At 71.8% G+C, this 15665-nt stretch carries 16 protein-coding genes; 6 read left to right on the top strand and 10 right to left on the bottom strand.

Annotation, left to right across the window (positions count from 1 at the left end; translation table 11 throughout):
- Positions 1-107: 107 nt before the first annotated feature.
- From D9V36_RS13995 to D9V36_RS14020, 6 genes are all read right to left on the bottom strand, one after another.
- Positions 108-797, bottom strand: a complete 690-nt coding sequence (locus D9V36_RS13995; protein WP_129294066.1) for an SDR family oxidoreductase — start codon at positions 795-797, stop codon at positions 108-110.
- 45 nt (positions 798-842) lie between these two features.
- Positions 843-1385 carry a TIGR00730 family Rossman fold protein gene (locus D9V36_RS14000; RefSeq protein WP_129294067.1) on the bottom strand — a complete coding sequence of 181 codons (543 nt, stop codon included), beginning with the start codon at positions 1383-1385 and terminating at the stop codon, positions 843-845.
- A gap of 183 nt (positions 1386-1568) precedes the next feature.
- On the bottom strand, positions 1569-2945 hold the full coding sequence (gene gdhA, locus D9V36_RS14005) for an NADP-specific glutamate dehydrogenase (protein WP_206739662.1): 1377 nt from the start codon (positions 2943-2945) through the stop codon (positions 1569-1571).
- A gap of 723 nt (positions 2946-3668) precedes the next feature.
- Complete coding sequence (locus tag D9V36_RS14010) at positions 3669-4277, bottom strand: DJ-1/PfpI family protein (RefSeq protein ID WP_129294068.1); 609 nt, start codon at positions 4275-4277, stop codon at positions 3669-3671.
- A complete protein-coding gene (locus D9V36_RS14015) occupies positions 4274-5245 on the bottom strand; it encodes a GlxA family transcriptional regulator (protein WP_129294069.1) in 972 nt (323 codons plus the stop codon). The genes D9V36_RS14010 and D9V36_RS14015 overlap by 4 nt, the downstream gene beginning before the upstream one ends.
- Positions 5246-5408: 163 nt before the next feature.
- Complete coding sequence (locus tag D9V36_RS14020) at positions 5409-6236, bottom strand: VC0807 family protein (RefSeq protein WP_431357666.1); 828 nt, start codon at positions 6234-6236, stop codon at positions 5409-5411.
- A gap of 481 nt (positions 6237-6717) precedes the next feature.
- On the opposite strand from D9V36_RS14020, the gene D9V36_RS14025 reads away from it, so the two are divergent.
- The 3 genes from D9V36_RS14025 (at position 6718) to D9V36_RS14035 (ending at position 8274) form a co-directional block, all read left to right on the top strand.
- Positions 6718-7551: a hypothetical protein gene (locus D9V36_RS14025; RefSeq protein ID WP_129294070.1), complete on the top strand. Its 834-nt coding sequence runs from the start codon at positions 6718-6720 to the stop codon at positions 7549-7551.
- A 97-nt stretch (positions 7552-7648) separates the two neighbouring features.
- Positions 7649-8014: a hypothetical protein gene (locus tag D9V36_RS14030; protein ID WP_129294071.1), complete on the top strand. Its 366-nt coding sequence runs from the start codon at positions 7649-7651 to the stop codon at positions 8012-8014.
- Positions 8011-8274: a hypothetical protein gene (locus D9V36_RS14035; RefSeq protein ID WP_129294072.1), complete on the top strand. Its 264-nt coding sequence runs from the start codon at positions 8011-8013 to the stop codon at positions 8272-8274. The genes D9V36_RS14030 and D9V36_RS14035 overlap by 4 nt, the downstream gene beginning before the upstream one ends.
- 24 nt (positions 8275-8298) lie before the next feature.
- Here the strand turns inward: D9V36_RS14035 and mnmA are convergent, their stop codons facing one another.
- Positions 8299-9429, bottom strand: coding sequence for a tRNA 2-thiouridine(34) synthase MnmA (mnmA, locus tag D9V36_RS14040; protein ID WP_129294073.1), 1131 nt, complete (start codon positions 9427-9429; stop codon positions 8299-8301).
- A 54-nt stretch (positions 9430-9483) separates the two neighbouring features.
- Here mnmA and D9V36_RS14045 point away from each other — a divergent pair, with 54 nt between their 5' ends.
- Positions 9484-10269 carry an N-acetylmuramoyl-L-alanine amidase gene (locus D9V36_RS14045; RefSeq protein ID WP_431357667.1) on the top strand — a complete coding sequence of 262 codons (786 nt, stop codon included), beginning with the start codon at positions 9484-9486 and terminating at the stop codon, positions 10267-10269.
- 24 nt (positions 10270-10293) lie between these two features.
- Here the strand turns inward: D9V36_RS14045 and D9V36_RS14050 are convergent, their stop codons facing one another.
- Positions 10294-11463: a cysteine desulfurase family protein gene (locus tag D9V36_RS14050; protein WP_129298394.1), complete on the bottom strand. Its 1170-nt coding sequence runs from the start codon at positions 11461-11463 to the stop codon at positions 10294-10296.
- Positions 11464-11680: 217 nt separating this feature from the next.
- On the opposite strand from D9V36_RS14050, the gene D9V36_RS14055 reads away from it, so the two are divergent.
- Complete coding sequence (locus D9V36_RS14055) at positions 11681-12535, top strand: alpha/beta fold hydrolase (protein ID WP_129294074.1); 855 nt, start codon at positions 11681-11683, stop codon at positions 12533-12535.
- Positions 12536-12606: 71 nt separating this feature from the next.
- Here D9V36_RS14055 and D9V36_RS14060 read toward each other — a convergent pair whose 3' ends face one another.
- Positions 12607-13455: a thioesterase family protein gene (locus tag D9V36_RS14060; RefSeq protein WP_129294075.1), complete on the bottom strand. Its 849-nt coding sequence runs from the start codon at positions 13453-13455 to the stop codon at positions 12607-12609.
- Positions 13456-13551: 96 nt separating this feature from the next.
- Here D9V36_RS14060 and D9V36_RS14065 point away from each other — a divergent pair, with 96 nt between their 5' ends.
- Positions 13552-14187 carry a trimeric intracellular cation channel family protein gene (locus D9V36_RS14065; RefSeq protein WP_164992948.1) on the top strand — a complete coding sequence of 212 codons (636 nt, stop codon included), beginning with the start codon at positions 13552-13554 and terminating at the stop codon, positions 14185-14187.
- A gap of 16 nt (positions 14188-14203) precedes the next feature.
- On the opposite strand, the gene D9V36_RS14070 is transcribed toward D9V36_RS14065, so the two are convergent.
- Positions 14204-15613: a M1 family metallopeptidase gene (locus D9V36_RS14070; RefSeq protein WP_129294077.1), complete on the bottom strand. Its 1410-nt coding sequence runs from the start codon at positions 15611-15613 to the stop codon at positions 14204-14206.
- Between the last annotated feature and the right edge of the window lie 52 nt (positions 15614-15665).

Here is a 15665-nt window from a genome sequence, read left to right on the forward strand (position 1 = left end):
CGGGCGGGGTGCGCCAGGTGTGCGTACCGGACGGCAATACGGGGCCTCGCGCAGCGCGGCCCGGCCCCCGCGCGGCAGCCGGCCGGGCAAAGCCTCCGCGGACGCTGTTACCGGCCGGGCCGCACCGACACGTCGTTGATCTCCGCGTCCCGCGGCAGGTCGACGGCCGTGAGGATGGCCGTGGCGACCGATTCCGGGTCGATCCAGCGGGACGCGTCGTACTCCTTGCCTTCCTGCTGGTGCGTGGTCTCCTGCATCGGCGTGGCCGTCCGCCCCGGGTAGACGGAGGTCACCCGGACGCCGTTGTCGTGCTCCTCCGCCCGCAGCGAGTCCGCCAGCGCCTTCAGGCCGTGCTTGCTCGCCGCGTACGCGCCCCACTGGGGGTTCGCATGGAGCCCGGCACCGGAGTTGACGAAGACGACATGTCCCTGGGCGACCCGTACCAGCGGCAGCAGCAACCGGGTGATCTCGGCGGGCGCGACCAGGTTGGCGGCGAGCTGCCGCTGCCAGGCCTTGGCCGGCAGATCGCCGACCGCGCCCAGCTCGATGACGCCCGCGCTGTGCACCAGGGAGTCGATACGGTCCGGCAGCGGCTGCTGCCCGAACGCCCAGGACAGCTTCTCGGGCAGGGCGAGGTCACCGACGAGCGTGCGGGCGCCGGGGAACTGCGCGGCCAGCTCCTTGGCCCGCACCGCGTTGCGCGCCAGCAGCCACAGGTCCTCCCCGCGCTGTGCGAGCCGCCGTGCGACCGCCGCTCCGATGCCCGACCCTGCGCCCGTGATCAAGTGCGTACCCATGGGACCGATCCTAACGAGCGGCGACGGGGACGCGGAGCGCGGCGGTCAGGCGTCGATGCCCGCCTTCTCCTCCAGGTAGGCCAGCGCACCGACGCCGTCCGCCGCGAAGAAGACCAGGTCGGTGAGCGGAATCGGCAGGAACCCCTCCGCCTCCATCCGCCGGAACTGTTCCTTCAACCCGTCGTAGAATCCGGCGGTGTTCAGCAGCACCACCGGCTTGGTGTGCATCCCGTGCTTGCGCAGCTCCAGGATCTCGGTGGCCTCGTCCAGGGTGCCCGTGCCACCGACCATCACGACGACGGCGTCGGCGCGCGCCAGCATCTGTGCCTTGCGCTCGGCGAGGTCCTTGGTGACGACCATCTCATCGGCGCCCTCGCGCGCCTTGTGCGCCAGGAACTCCACGGAGACGCCGATCAGCTTGCCCCCGGCGTCCTGCACCCCGTCGGCCATGACCTTCATCAGGCCGGTGTCCGAACCGCCCCAGACCAGTGCATGCCCGCCCTTGCCGATCAGCTCGGCGAACTGGCGGGCCGGGGTGACATAACGGTCGTCGAGGTCGGCGGCGGAGCAGAAGACGCAGATATTCATGCGGTCACCTTACGAGCGGGCCGCGGGGCAGCGCCCGGCCGGGCGGCCGGGGGCTGCCCGTAGGGGACGGGCGGCGGGCAGCGGGTGGCCCGGACGGGGCGAGCCGGCCACAGGGTCGCCCCCGGGCCGGCCCGGCTGTGGAGCGGTGCCCGTGCGGGCCGCCCCGCCGCCCGTGCCCTGCCGCTAGATCAGTCCCTGGTCCAGCATCGCGTCGGCGACCCGCTCGAAGCCGGCGATATTGGCGCCGGCGACATAGTCACCGGGCAGCCCGAACCGCTCCGCGGTCTCGTAGCAGCGGTGGTGGATCGAGCGCATGATCGTCGCGAGCTCGCCCTCCGTACGCTCGAAGGACCATGCCTCGCGCGAGGAGTTCTGCCGCATCTCCAGCGCGCTGGTCGCCACACCGCCCGCGTTGGCGGCCTTACCGGGGCCGAACGCCACCCCGGCCTCCTTGAGCAGCGTCACCGCCGCCGGGGTGGTCGGCATGTTGGCGCCCTCGGAGACCGCCTTGACGCCGTTACGGACCAGGATCCGGGCGGCGTCCTCGTCCAGCTCGTTCTGGGTCGCCGACGGCAGCGCCACATCGCACGCGACGTCCCACACCCGCCCACCGGGCACATACTTGGCGGACACCCCGCGCCGCTCGGCGTACTCGCTGATCCGGCCGCGCTCGACCTCCTTGATCTGCCGCAGCAGCGCCAGGTCGATGCCCTTCTCGTCGACGACATAGCCGCCGGAGTCCGAGCAGGTCAGCACGTTGGCGCCGAGCGACTGCGCCTTCTGGATGGTGTAGATCGCGACATTGCCGGACCCGGAGACCACCACCTGCTGGCCGTCCAGCTCCTCGCCGCGCTGCTTGAGCATCTGCTCGGTGAACAGCACGTTGCCGTAGCCGGTGGCCTCCGTACGGGCCTTGGAGCCGCCCCAGGCCAGCCCCTTGCCGGTCAGCACACCGGGCTCCCAGCGGTTGGTGATCCGCCGGTACTGGCCGAAGAGGTAGCCGATCTCCCGGCCGCCGACGCCGATGTCGCCCGCCGGTACGTCCGTGTGCTCGCCGAGATGGCGGTGCAGCTCCGTCATGAACGACTGGCAGAAGCGCATGACCTCGGCATCCGACTTGCCGTGCGGATCGAAGTCGCTGCCGCCCTTGCCGCCGCCGATGTTCAGCCCGGTCAGGGAATTCTTGAAGATCTGCTCGAAGCCGAGGAACTTCACGATTCCCAGATTCACGGACGAATGAAAGCGCAGACCGCCCTTGTACGGGCCGAGCGCGCTGTTGAATTCCACCCGGAAGCCCCGGTTGACGTGAATCGCTCCGGAATCGTCCTGCCAGGGGACCCGGAACATGATCTGCCGCTCCGGCTCGCAGATCCGCTCCAGGATCTTCGCCTCGGCGAACTCCGGGCGGGCCGTCAGCACGGGGGCAAGCGTCTCCAGCACCTCGAGAGCCGCCTGGTGGAACTCGGGCTCCCCGGGATTTCGCCGGACCAGCTCGGCGTACAGAGATGCCGGCCCGGTCCGATGAATACCGGGATTGACCTCAGATTGAACAGTCGACATTGACTTCCGTTCCCTTCGTGGCCGCGGAGAGGCCGTCTACGGTCCGGACCTGACGAGCCCTCACAAGTGCAACAACTCCTTGTGAGTCCTTATCGTCACCACTCCTCGACCCGGCAACCTTTGACGTCCCGTCGCGTTGCCGACTTTATGGGCGGCATCCCGCCGATCGACTGTGGGATGCGCGACACGCCGTTCCCTTACGCAATCCCGCCAACCTACTGACGCCCCGCACCCACCCCTCCCCCACCTCATACCCGCAGGTCAGAGCAACAGCGGCAGCCCATCCGGCGGCACTCCCCGCGCCGCGTGCCCCTGCCGCGGCGCGCGCTGTGCAACACCTCACAGTTGACCGGCGGACCGTCTCCCCGCGCCCCACCGGCCCCGAGAACCCCACTCCCCCCTACACGGACACCGACGGACCGAACAAAGCCCGCCATTCCCGCCATTCCCTCCATTTCCGTCACGCTCCCCACCGCCCCCGTAAGCGCCGGCCGGCCTCACCGGCCGGCCGGGCCCAGCCCACCCCCGTGATGCGGCTGGTCCCGGCCGGCCCGCCCCGGGACGTCCCGGGCCCGGCGGAAGATGCGGTAATCCGTCCCATGACGACCCGGCTTCCTCCGCTCCCTCCGGAACATCCGGTCTTGCGGTCTTGCGGTCTTGCGGTCTTGCGGTCTTGCGGTCTTGCGGTCTTGCGGTCTTGCGGATCTGAACGGTTCCGGGGGGTTATGGGGCAATGACCGGCTCGTCGGAGAGGTACGGCGGGGCGGGCTCGTACTGGATGTACCGGCGGACCGCCCGGGCGTGCGCGCGGCCGTGGAGACGGCCGATGAGCCACAGGGCCATGTCGATTCCGGCCGAGACGCCCTGGCTGGTGACCAGATTCCCGTCCACGACGAAGCGGGCGTCGTCGACCACGGTGATCTCGCCCCTGGCCCGCAGGGCGTCCTCGAACTGGTGGTGAGTGGCGACCCGGCGGCCGCGCGCCGGGCCCGCCTCGTGCAGGAGCAGGGCTCCGGTGCACACACTGGTCGTCCAGGCCACGTCGGCCGCGGTCGTGCGGATCCAGTCGATGAGCACGGGGTTGGACACCTCGCGACGCGTCCCGTTGCCCCCCGGAACCAGCAGCACATCCAGCGGAGGGTGGTCCTCCAGGGTGTGGTCCGGCAGGACCCGCATGCCCTTGTTGCAGCGGACGGCGTCAGGGCGTTCGGCGATGAGCCGCACCGTGTCGGCATGGTCGCGCAGCATGGAGGAGGCGGTGAACACCTCCCACGGCCCGGTGAAGTCCAGCTCCTCGGCACCGTCGAAGATCAGCAGACCGTAGGCGGTCACAGGTACTCCTTGGTGGATCTGAATCGGTCGCGGTAGTCGGACGGTGAAACGCCCAAGTGCCGGTGGAAAGCGCGGCGTAGCGTCTCGGCGGTGCCGAAGCCGTACCGCCGGGCAAGGGCCTCGACGGGATGCTCGCCCTCGACGAGTGCCCGCTTGGCGGCCTCGATGCGGACGCCCTCGACATACGTGGTGGGCGGAACGCCGAGCTCGGCGGTGAACCTGCGCTGGAGGTGGCGCGGGCTCAGCCCGGCGTGCGCAGCGAGGTCAGCGATGCCGTGCCGCGCGCCGGGATCGGCGTGGATCGCCGAAACCACCGCGCGGATGGGGTCGGTGGTCGGCTGCGTCGACCACAACGGCACGCTGAACTGCGACTGGGGACCGGGACGACGCAGAAACAGCACCATCTCCTGCGCGGTGGCGTGGGCGATCTCGCGGCCCAAGTCGTCCTCTACCAGGGCGAGTGCGAGGTCCATCCCTGCCGTCATTCCGGCCGACGTCCACATCCGCCCGTCCCTGAGGAAGATCGGATCGCAGTCGACGATCAGTTCGGGATACTCCCGTTTGAGTTGCTGCTCACGTGCCCAGTGGGTGGTCACCCGCCGTCCCCGGAGCAGGCCGGCGGCTGCCGGCAGGAACACCCCACTGCAGATCGATGCGACGCGCCGGGTGGTGGCCCCCGCCTCGGCGATCCAGCTGGTCAGCACCGGATCGTGCCGGGCCTGGTCGACACCCTCGCCGCCCGTCACCACCACCGTGTCGATCTCCGCGGGGTTCAGATCGGCCACACCGTAGGGAGCGTGTATCGAAGCCCCACGGGCGGACCGAACCGGTCCCGGTTGCGAGGCCACGATCTGGCAGGAGTACGCATCGGTGAGCTCGTGGGCATGCTGAAACACCTCGTAGGGGCCGAAGAGGTCAAGAGGCTGGAAGCCTTCGAAGATCACAAAGGCGATGCGGCGCTGCTTCACTCCTCCACCCTCTGGTCCGGCGCGGATGGCGTCAACGACAGATAGCCCACGCTTCGCGCCATGCCCGTGGGTGCCACCGCAGGAGCCGGACGACTCGGCAACGGCCCCCTCACGCTGCCCTCGCGCGGGTCGGCGCCCGGCCGCCCGCGAGGCCCTGTGCGCTTCAGCTTCCGGTGCCGAGCTGCGCTGTGCCGACCTGCGCGGTACCCGCCTGCACGGTGCCGGCCGGCACAGCGGCAGCCGTGCCCGCCCCGTCCGCCACGCCCACCGGCGCTTCGCCGCCCTGGTGGCCGCCGACGCGCTCCACCTCGGCCCGGACCATCTTCTCCATCGGCTCGGCGCAGCTGCCCCCCGCGACGACCATCGCCAGCAGGATGGCGACCACCGTCAGCACCGTCCCCAGCCAGATCATCGTGTGCACCGGGACGGTGTAGGCGCCGATCACCCGCACCGCACACTCGGTCACCAGCGTGATCCCCCATATCAGCGAGAACCTCCGCTCTGCCCGCCGGAAGCGTGCGGACCCGGCGAGCAGCCGGTCCCAGGCGGCGCTCCTCGCCGCGCTCCCCTTCGTCACGAACGGCTTGAGGCCGGCGGTCATCAGGGGCTTCCCCATGAACACGGAGACGATCATCCCTATGCCGGTGACGCTGCTCACCCCGCCGTCCTTGGCGAGCATCAGCCGCGGATCGCCGGTCATCGTGCTCAGCGCCAGGCCCACGACGTTGACGACAAGGATCAGCAGCGCAAGGCCGTTGACGCCCGCGCCCCGCACCAGGCCCCAGACCGTACGCAGCGCCGGCAGCACGCTGCTCCAGCCCAGCGCCGCGATCTCACCGAGCCCGAAACCGTTGTGCAGGATGTAGTACGACGCCAGCGGAATCCCCACGTCCAGGACCAGCGGCAGCAGGCTCTGCGCCAGGGGATTCGCCCCCTCCCCGACGGGGGCGTCCGACCCCTGCTGCTGGCTCTCGCTCCGGCTCCGGTTCACGGCGGGCTCCCCCAGGTTGCTCTCTGAACGGCGTCTTTCTTCGACGTCTTCAGCTTCGGGCACGGCCGGGCACCGCAACAGTTCCGACTGTCCTCGCTTCGGCATGACATTTGTCAGTGGTGGGCGGCGCGCAGCGCATCACCCAGCGCTTCAGCACATCCGCCCAGGTCGCACCGGAAGCCGACCGACCGGACACCGGCGCGGCGGCACCAGGTTCCGCCCCACCGTCCGCCGGTGACCCGGCCGGCCAACCAAAGAACCCGGGAAGAGAACCCCACCCACCTACCACCGCCCCAACTCCTCACCCCATCGGGTGACTTGGGCGCGAAGGCGTCCGGAATGCGGTTACGCTCACCGCAGTTCCACTGCGACGGCGGCACACCAGCCGCTGCCGGTCACCACAACCGCACACAGAACGGCCCCCGGCGGGACGGCAATCCCAATCCGAGGGCCTGATCACAAGGAAGCAAAACCCTTCCCGATGACTTCAGCGCATCCTAACGCGCCCTCCCCCGCGCTCTCGCGCGTTTCCGGCGGCGTCATTCACATCCGTACGCGCCAGACCTCCCACTTCACCGTCCTCGCCAACCGCCTGGCGCAGCGCGCCGGCAGTGCCGTCACGGTCGGTGTCGCGGCGTACATCCTGTCCCTCCCCGATGGCGCTCCGATCACCATCGACGCGCTCTGCAGGCACTTCGCCGAGGGCAAGACCGCCCTCGCCGGGGCGCTGCGCGAACTGGAGGCCGAGGGCTGGCTGGAGCGCCGCGTCGAGCGCGGGCCGCGGGGCCGGATCGTCACCCGTACGTTCGCCTACGACCTGCCGGGAGCAACGGCGGAACCCGACGGCGCCGCCGCTCCCGAGCACGGGGCCACCGGCGAGCCCGAACACGGGGCCACCGGCGCGCCGGAACCCGCCGTGCCCTCGCGGCCGGCGCCGGATCCCGTCCCGGAAGCCGTCGACCTGCTCGCCCGGCTCCCGCACCGCGACCGCCGGCTGCTCCTCTCCGAGCGGGAGATCACGGCGCTCGCCCCGGCCGTCACGGACTGGCTGGGCCGAGGGGCGGACCCTCAGGAGATCACCGAGGCCCTGACCAGCGGCCTGCCCGCACGCCTCACCCGCCGCCCGGCCCGCCTGCTCGCTCACCGCCTGTCCGCCCTGCGCCCGCCGTCCCGTACGGCCCCGCCCCCAGAGCCTGACCGCCCACCCGTCGTCCCCCTCCAGAACTGCGACGGCTGCGACCGCGCCTTCCGCGCGGACCGCCCGGGGCGCTGCCGGAGCTGCCGAGACGCCGAAAGGACTCGCTGTGCCGCATGAGGCGCACCACGCCACGAGAGCCGCCAGGATCCCCGGCACCTGCGGGAGACGCGCGGGTAGGCTGGGGTGCCCGGCAGAGCGAGGAGACGAGTTCCGCATGAGCAGCCAACCAGTGCACAGCGACGGGCCCCTCATGCCGATGCCTGATCTGACCCTCCCCGCCCTGCGCTCGGCGGTCGCCGTTTTGGCGCCCGCCAAGCTGCCGGAGCTGGTCGAGGAGATGCAGCAGGCGTTCGACCGGGCCGGCCAGGACGGCAGCACGGCACCGATCCGCATGTTCTACCGCCGCTGGGCCACGTTCATCGCCATCGAGCGCGACCCGGCCAGAGCGGCCCGGTTCCATGCGGCGGAACAGCTGCTGCAGTCCAGCGACGCCGAGGATGAGAGACAGACCGCCATTCAGGAGATCGGGGCCATCGTGCGCACCGCTCAGTGCGAGGCCGAGGCCCTGGAGGCCGGGTGAGCGAGTGGACCTGGGAGTACACCCCCGATGACTACGGGGACAGCCTGACGCCACCGGTCCAAGCCGAGGTGGGACGGATCTGTGCCGAACTCGCCGTCGTCAACTCCATGGTCTTTTTGGACGGTGCCGCCTACCAAGGCCCCTCACCCGGGCTGCGCGTCGCGCACGGAAGGACCGCCGGGGGCCAGTACGTGATGCTCAGCTACCTGACGGACGTGCGCGGGGAGCGCATTGTCGTGGTCAGCGTCTCCTGCCTGTGAAACGGCTGGGTCGGGCCGCCCCCGCTACGCCCCCGCCCGCACCCGTCGCTCCGTAGTGGCGATGGTCGCCGAGCCGACCACCCGGGTGCCGTCGTAGAGGACGATCGCCTGGCCGGGGGCCACGCCGCGCACCGGTTCGCTGAAGGTCACCCGGAGTTCCGTGCCGTCGACCAGGTCGGCGGTGACCTCACTCTCGCCGCCGTGGGCGCGGAGCTGGGCGGTGTACGGGGCGGGGCCGGCCGTCGGGGGGCGGCCGCACCAGCGGGGGCGGATCGCGGTCAGGGCCGTGACGTCCAGGGAGTCGGCCGGGCCGACCGTGACGGTGTTGTCGACCGGGGAGATGTCGAGGACGTAGCGCGGCTTGCCGTCGGGGGCCGGGTGGCCGATGCGCAGGCCCTTGCGCTGGCCGATCGTGAAGCCGTACGCGCCCTCGTGGGTGCCCAGGACCGCACCGGCCTCGTCGACGATGTCGCCGGGAGCCGTGCCGAGCCGCTTGGCGAGGAAGCCCTGGGTGTCGCCGTCGGCGATGAAGCAGATGTCGTGGCTGTCCGGCTTCTTGGCGACGAACAGGCCGCGGCGGGCGGCCTCTTCACGGATCTCGGCCTTGGTGGTGAGGGTGTCGCCGAGCGGGAACATGGCGTGCGCCAGCTGACGGTCGTCGAGGACGCCGAGGACGTACGACTGGTCCTTGGCCATGTCGGAGGCGCGGTGCAGCTCGCGGGTGCCGTCCTCGCGCAGGACGACCGTGGCGTAGTGGCCGGTGCAGACGGCGTCGAAGCCCAGGGCCAGGGCCTTGTCCAGGAGCGCGGCGAACTTGATCTTCTCGTTGCAGCGCAGGCAGGGGTTCGGTGTGCGCCCGGCCTCGTATTCGGCGATGAAGTCGTCGACGACGTCCTCACGGAAGCGTTCGGCGAGGTCCCAGACGTAGAAGGGGATGCCGATGACGTCGGCGGCGCGGCGGGCGTCGTGCGAATCCTCGATCGTGCAACAGCCGCGGGCGCCGGTGCGGAAGGACTTGGGGTTCTCGGAGAGCGCGAGGTGCACGCCCGTCACGTCATGGCCGGCCTCGGCGGCGCGGGCCGCGGCGACGGCGGAGTCGACACCGCCGGACATGGCGGCGAGTACGCGGAGGCGGCGGGGTGCGTCATCAGTCATAGCGTGTCCAGGGTAGACGGAACCGCCGACCGGCCCGAAAGCGTTATGGAGCGCATGGGGAAAAGGGACGGGGACAGCGGTGCGGACAGCACCGGCAAAAGCGGCGGTGAGCTGCGCGAAGGCCAGGGGGCCGGGCCGGGCATCGGCCGCCGGCGGGCGCTGTGGATCGGGGGCGGCGGGGTGGTGGCCGCGGGGGTCGCGGCGCTCGCGGCGGGCGGCGGACCGGCGCAGTGGTGGTGGCGGCTGCCGGGGAACGAGAAGCCGCGCACGGCGGGCGCGGTGGACTTCCGGGGCGCGCAGTGGATCGCGGCGTCCCCGGAGAACTACCGGCGGGCCGACCGGCCGGCGGATTACGGGATCGACCGGGTGGTCGTCCATGTCGTCCAGGGCAGCTATGCGACCGCGCTGGATGTCTTCCGGAACCCGTTTCACGAGGCCGCCGCCCATTACGTGGTCCGGAAGGACGGGCATGTCGCGCAGACGGTCCGCGAGCTGGATGTGGCGTTCCACGCGGGCAACCGCGGCTACAACGAGCGGAGCGTCGGGATCGAGCACGAGGGGTACGTGGACCGGCCGGAGTCGTTCACGGCTGCCATGTACGCGTCGTCGGCGCGGCTGACGGCCGGGATATGCCGGCGCTACGGCTTTCCGGCCGACCGGGAGCACATCGTGGGGCACGGGGAGGTGCCGGGGACGGATCACACCGATCCGGGGAAGCACTGGGACTGGGACCGCTATCTGGGACTCGTACGGGCCGAGCTGCGCCGTCGTCCCAAGCCCGCCGGCTCGGCCCCGCCCGCGCGGACCCCTGGCCCGGCCCCGCCCGCACAGACCGCCTAACTCAGCCCCGCCCGCACAGACCCCCTAGCTCAGCCCCGCGCTCCGCGCCCGTTCCACGACCGGGCCGATGGCCTGTGCCAGCGCCGCCACGTCCTCGGCGGTGGAGGTGTGGCCCAGCGAGAACCGCAGGGTGCCGCGGGCGAGCTCCGGGGACATGCCGGTGGCCAGCAGGACGTGGCTGGGCTGGGCGACGCCGGCGGTGCAGGCGGAGCCGGTGGAGCAGGCGATGCCCTGGGCGTCCAGGAGCAGCAGCAGGGAGTCGCCCTCGCAGCCGGGGAAGGAGAAGTGGGCATTGGCCGGGAGGCGGCCCGCGGGGTCCGGGTCGCCGCCGAGGACGGCGTCGGGGGCGGCGGCGCGTACGGCCTTGACCAGGTCGTCGCGCAGCGCCCCGATGTCGCGGGCGAAGTCCTCGCGGTGGGCGACGGCATACCGGCCGGCCGCGGCGAAGGCGGCGATGGCGGGGGTGTCGAGGGTGCCGGAGCGCACATGCCGCTCCTGGCCGCCGCCGTGCAGCACCGGTACCGGGGCGTACTCACGGCCGAGCACCAGCGCGCCGATGCCGTACGGTCCGCCGATCTTGTGGCCGGAGACCGTCATCGCGGCGAGCCCGGAGGCGGCGAAGTCGACCTCCAGCTGGCCGAACGCCTGCACCGCGTCCGCGTGCAGCGGGATCTCGAACTCCGCGGCGGCCTCGGCCAGTTCGCGGACCGGCTGGAGGGTGCCGATCTCGTTGTTGGCCCACATGACCGTGGCGAGCGCGACATCTGCGGGGTTGCGGGCGATGGCCTCGCGCAGCGCCCCGGCGTGCACCCGCCCGTAGGTGTCGACCGGCAGCCATTCGACGCGGGCACCTTCGTGCTCGGCGAGCCATTCCACGGCGTCGAGGACCGCGTGGTGCTCGACGGGGCTGGCGAGGACGCGGGTACGGGCCGGATCGGCGGCCCGGCGCGCCCAGTACAGGCCCTTGACCGCGAGGTTGTCGGCCTCGGTGCCGCCCGCGGTGAAGACGATCTCGCTGGGGCGCGCGCCGAGCGAGACGGCAAGGGACTCGCGCGCCTCCTCGACGGTACGCCGGGCCCGCCGGCCGTCGGCGTGCAGCGAGGACGCGTTGCCGGTGACGGTCAGCTGGGCGGTCATCGCCTGCACCGCCTCGGGAAGCATCGGGGTGGTGGCGGCGTGGTCGAGGTAAACCATGGTGCGCACGATTCTACGAGCCGTCCCGGCGGGCTTCGGGGGCGCATGCGCAGCGCGCGGGAGCGGCGGGGCACCGGGGCGCCGCCGGACGCCCGGCGCCGGGCTCCGTCAGGCGGCCCCCGGATTTCGCCGGGGTGGCCCGCGGACCGTACGCCACCCACCCTTTCCACGGCCCGCGACCTCGACACCGCCGTAAGGAGTGAATAGCCTGACACTCATGACACAGTGGCTCTTGGACCGTACGTTCCACAGCGCTTCCGGCGACGAGGTGCGATGGGCGGTGCACGGCGAGGGAGCGGTGGACGCACCGGCCGTGGTCCTGCTGCACGGGACGCCGTTCTCGTCGTACGTCTGGCGGGGTGTCACCCACGCGCTGGCGGCCCGGCACCGGGTGTTCGTGTGGGACATGCCGGGGTACGGCGCCTCGGGAAAGCGGGACGGGCAGGACGTCTCGCTCGGTGCGCAGGCCCGGGTGTTCACCGAGCTGCTGGCGCACTGGGAGCTGGACGGCGAGGCGGCCCGGCCGGCCGTCGTCGCGCACGACTTCGGCGGGGCCGTCGCCCTGCGGGCTCATCTGCTGCACGGCGCGCGCTACGAGCGGCTGGCGCTCGTCGACCCGGTGGCGCTGGCCCCCTGGGGCTCACCCACCTACCGGCTGCTGGGCACGCACCCCGGGGTGTTCGGGCAGCTCCCGCCGGAGCTGCACCGCGCGCTGGTGCGGGAGTACGTGTCCTCCGCGAGCCATCCGGGCCTGCACCCCTCCGTCCTCGACCGACTGGTCGACCCCTGGTGCACGGCAGAGGGGCAGCCGGCGTTCTACCGGCAGATCGCGCAGAACGACCAGCGGTTCACGGACGAGATCCAGGGGCGCTACGGCGCGGTCGAGCCGCCGACGCTCATCTGCTGGGGCGCACAGGACACCTGGATCCCGGTCGCGAAGGGGCACGAGCTGGCCTCCCGTATTCCGGGCTCCCGGCTCCGGGTGATCGAGGGCGCCGGGCATCTGGTGCAGGAGGACGCGCCGGCCGAACTCACGGCGGAGCTGGCGGAGTTCCTGCGGGCCGGGCGGTAGGGCCCGCCCGGCGACTCTCGCGGGGCCGGCCGCCCCGCCATTCCTGCGAGCCGCCAGGCCCGCCCGCCCCGCTACTCCTGCAGCACCGCCCGCGCCAACTGCCGTGACTGGGCGACCAGTCGGTCCTCGATGTCCCAGACCTCCGCGTCCTCCTCCAGGAAGCCGCCCGCCAGATTGCGGGTGGTGATGGCGACCCGGAGCGGACCGGGCGCCGGGCGCCGGCGGATGTGGGCGGTCAGCTCGACGGTGGGTACCCAGCCGAGCAGGCCCATCTCGAAGGCGGTGGGCGGCAGGGCGTCGACGGTCAGCAGGAGGGAGAGCGGGTCGGGCTCGCGGCCGTCGGCGAGGCCGAACCAGGCGCGCATCTCGCCCTTGCCGGACGGGGCACCGACGGCCCAGCCCGCGGTCGCCGGGTCCAGGCGCAGCGCGAGCCGCTCGGCGATGGCGGTGCTGCCGGGGATCGCGGGGCGGCCGTCCGGAGCACTGTCCGTCCCCAGGCAGTGCTCGTACGGCGGGATGTCCGGCGGCTTGGCGGTGGTGCGGACGTCGTCGGGCAGCGCGTCGAGGTCGCCGTACGCGGCGAGCACCCGCAGCCGCTCGACCTCGCTGCCGTCCTCTGCGAACTGCACGAGGCTGGCGGTGCCGGTCGACATCGTGCGTCCGCTGCGGACCACCTCGGTGCGGATCACGGCGGGGCCGGGGACCGAGGCGGTCAGGTAGTGCGCGGTGACGGAGAGCGGGTCGGGGTGCGGGAGGGCGTCGCCCAGGGCGCGGCCCATGAGGGCGAGGAGGTAGCCGCCGTTGACCGCCTGGATGATCGTCCAGCCGGCGGAGAGGTGGGCGTCATAGACGCCGGGGGCGCGGCGGGTGACCGCCGTATCGCGGTCGAACTCGCTGTTGCCTCGGTTCACCAGAGCCATGGGTTGCACGCTACACCGGATGGTTACCGACCGGTAGTGTCAGTTTTAACGGCCTCGAACGGAAGCAATCCCTCCGCGCCTGCCATGATGTGCGCCATGCTTCACGTCCTCTACCTGGTCGGTGTGGCCGCCTTCGCCGCGAGCGGGGTGCTGGCCGCCTATCGCGCCAACATGGACCCCTTCGGCGGCCTGGTGCTCGCCTTCGCCGCGTCGATCTCCGGCGGCACGCTGCGCGACGTCATCCTCGACCGGCGGCCGCTGTACTGGACGCACGACTGGGTGCTGCTGACCGTGATCATCTGCGTCGGCGTCGGCACCATGATCTATCTGCGGTTCTGGCAGCTGCCGCACAAATCCCTGCTGGTGGTCGACGCGATCGGGCTGTCCGTGGTCACGGTGATCGGGGCCCGCGCCGCGATCGAGGCGGGCGCCACCCCGCTCGCCGTGATCATCCTGGCGGTGCTGACCGGGGTCGCCGGCGAGGTCATCCGCGATGTGCTGTGCGGGGAGTTCCCGCCGCTGCTGCTGCGGGAGGACGTCTATGCGATCGCCGCGCTGGCCGGCGGCTGCTGCTACCTCCTGCTGCACCACCTCGGCACCGGGGCCACCCCCGCCGCGGCGATCTCGGCGGGGGTGGTGTTCGCGCTGCGGATGAGCGCGGTCTACCTCGGGCTGCACCTGCCGCGCTCGCAGCAGCTCAGCGGCCGGCGCGGGCAGCAGGACTCCGGCTGACCGCGGCGGCCGGTGCTCAGTTCGCCGGCGGTGCCGGCTTGCTGTCCGTCTTCAGCCAGGTGGTGAAGAGGTCGTCCAGCTGCTGCCCGGAGATCTTCTCGGCGAGTGCGATGAACTGGGCGGTGTCGGCGTTGCCGTAACGGTGCGCGGAGGTCCAGGCCGGCAGCAGCTTGAAGAACGCCGTGTCCCCGATCCGCTCGCGCAGCGCCTGGAGCGTCATCGCGCCCCGGGTGTAGACGGCCTGGGCGAACATGGTGTCCCGCTGCGGATCGGCGACCTTCACCTTCCAGAAGGCGTCGCCCGCCGGCCGGGCGTCGTACGCCTTGCGGAAGGCGTCATGGGCGCTGAGGGAGCCGCGGTGCTCGGCCCACAGCCACTGTGCGTAGCTGGCGAAGCCCTCGTTGAGCCAGATGTCCTTCCACTGCCTGACGGAGACCGAGTCACCGAACCACTGGTGCGCCAGCTCGTGGACGATGGTGGTCTCGCTGCGCACGGCCGAGTAGGCGGGCTTGGACTGCACCTCCAGCGAGAAGCCGGCCTGCGGCATGTCGTCGACGATCGCCCCGGTCTCCTCGAAGGGGTACGGGCCGAAGACCTTCGACCAGTAGTCGGTGGCCTCGGCGGTGACGCCGTAGACGTCGACGGTGCCGGTGGGCAGGGTCGGGTCGGTGGCGACGTAGACGGGCGTGCCGCCGGGGGTGGTGCCGGTACGGACGTCGAACTTTCCGATGGTGGCGGTGGCCAGGTACGTCGCCATCGGGCGGCTCTCGCGCCAGTGGGCGTACGAGCGGCCGTGCGCCTCGCCTGAGGCGATCAGGCGCCCGTTGGAGACCCCGGTCAGGCCCTTGGGGGCGTCGATGCGGATGTCGTAGGTGGCCTTGTCGCCGGGGTGGTCGCTGGAGGGGAACCACGTCGAGGCGGCGTTCGGCTCACAGGCGACGAAGACGCCGTCCTTGGTCTTCATCCAGCCGTAGTCGGAGCCGAAGACGATCGGACCGCTCAGCGCCTGGGGGACACCGTGGTAGGCGAGGGTGACGGTGAACTTCCCGCCGCGGCGCAGCGGGAAGTCGGGGCGTATGGATATCTCGTCGCCGGATCTGGTGAAGTGCGCTCGCCGGCCGTTCACCCGGACCGAGTCGACCGTCAGCTTCTGCAGGTCCAGGTCGAAGGCGGAGAGGTTCTGGGTGGCCCTGGCGGTGAGGGTGGTGCGGCCGTCGAGGCGGCCGCTGTCGGGGTGGTAGCTGACGCCGAGGTCGTAGTGCAGGGCGTCGAAGCCGCCGTTGCCCAGCCCGGGGAAGTACGGGTCACCGATGCCCGGGGAGCCGGGCGAAGCGGCGGGTGCGGCGGCGATGGTGGCGGCCGAGGCCACCGCGGTGGCCAGCGCGAGCCAGCGGGAGGTGCGACGTGCGGAACGGGAGAGTGCCATGAGCCATCCCTTCGGACACACGGATGAAGTTCGCCTCAAGATCGAACAACCG

The sequence above is a fragment of the Streptomyces lydicus genome, from assembly GCF_004125265.1.
In the GTDB taxonomy this organism is placed as follows: domain Bacteria; phylum Actinomycetota; class Actinomycetes; order Streptomycetales; family Streptomycetaceae; genus Streptomyces; species Streptomyces lydicus_C.

What these genes read in the sequence shown, in the direction of transcription:
- D9V36_RS14070 (WP_129294077.1), bottom strand. Translation starts at nt 15,613, where the DNA reads ATGGCACTCTCCCGTTCCGCACGTCGCACCTCCCGCTGGCTCGCGCTG.
- D9V36_RS14045 (WP_431357667.1), top strand. Translation starts at nt 9,484, where the DNA reads ATGGGGAAAAGGGACGGGGACAGCGGTGCGGACAGCACCGGCAAAAGC.
- D9V36_RS14060 (WP_129294075.1), bottom strand. Translation starts at nt 13,455, where the DNA reads ATGGCTCTGGTGAACCGAGGCAACAGCGAGTTCGACCGCGATACGGCG.
- D9V36_RS14050 (WP_129298394.1), bottom strand. Translation starts at nt 11,463, where the DNA reads ATGGTTTACCTCGACCACGCCGCCACCACCCCGATGCTTCCCGAGGCG.
- gdhA (WP_206739662.1), bottom strand. Translation starts at nt 2,945, where the DNA reads ATGTCGACTGTTCAATCTGAGGTCAATCCCGGTATTCATCGGACCGGG.
- D9V36_RS14065 (WP_164992948.1), top strand. Translation starts at nt 13,552, where the DNA reads ATGCTTCACGTCCTCTACCTGGTCGGTGTGGCCGCCTTCGCCGCGAGC.
- D9V36_RS14000 (WP_129294067.1), bottom strand. Translation starts at nt 1,385, where the DNA reads ATGAATATCTGCGTCTTCTGCTCCGCCGCCGACCTCGACGACCGTTAT.
- D9V36_RS14055 (WP_129294074.1), top strand. Translation starts at nt 11,681, where the DNA reads ATGACACAGTGGCTCTTGGACCGTACGTTCCACAGCGCTTCCGGCGAC.
- D9V36_RS14025 (WP_129294070.1), top strand. Translation starts at nt 6,718, where the DNA reads ATGACTTCAGCGCATCCTAACGCGCCCTCCCCCGCGCTCTCGCGCGTT.
- D9V36_RS13995 (WP_129294066.1), bottom strand. Translation starts at nt 797, where the DNA reads ATGGGTACGCACTTGATCACGGGCGCAGGGTCGGGCATCGGAGCGGCG.
- mnmA (WP_129294073.1), bottom strand. Translation starts at nt 9,429, where the DNA reads ATGACTGATGACGCACCCCGCCGCCTCCGCGTACTCGCCGCCATGTCC.
- D9V36_RS14030 (WP_129294071.1), top strand. Translation starts at nt 7,649, where the DNA reads ATGAGCAGCCAACCAGTGCACAGCGACGGGCCCCTCATGCCGATGCCT.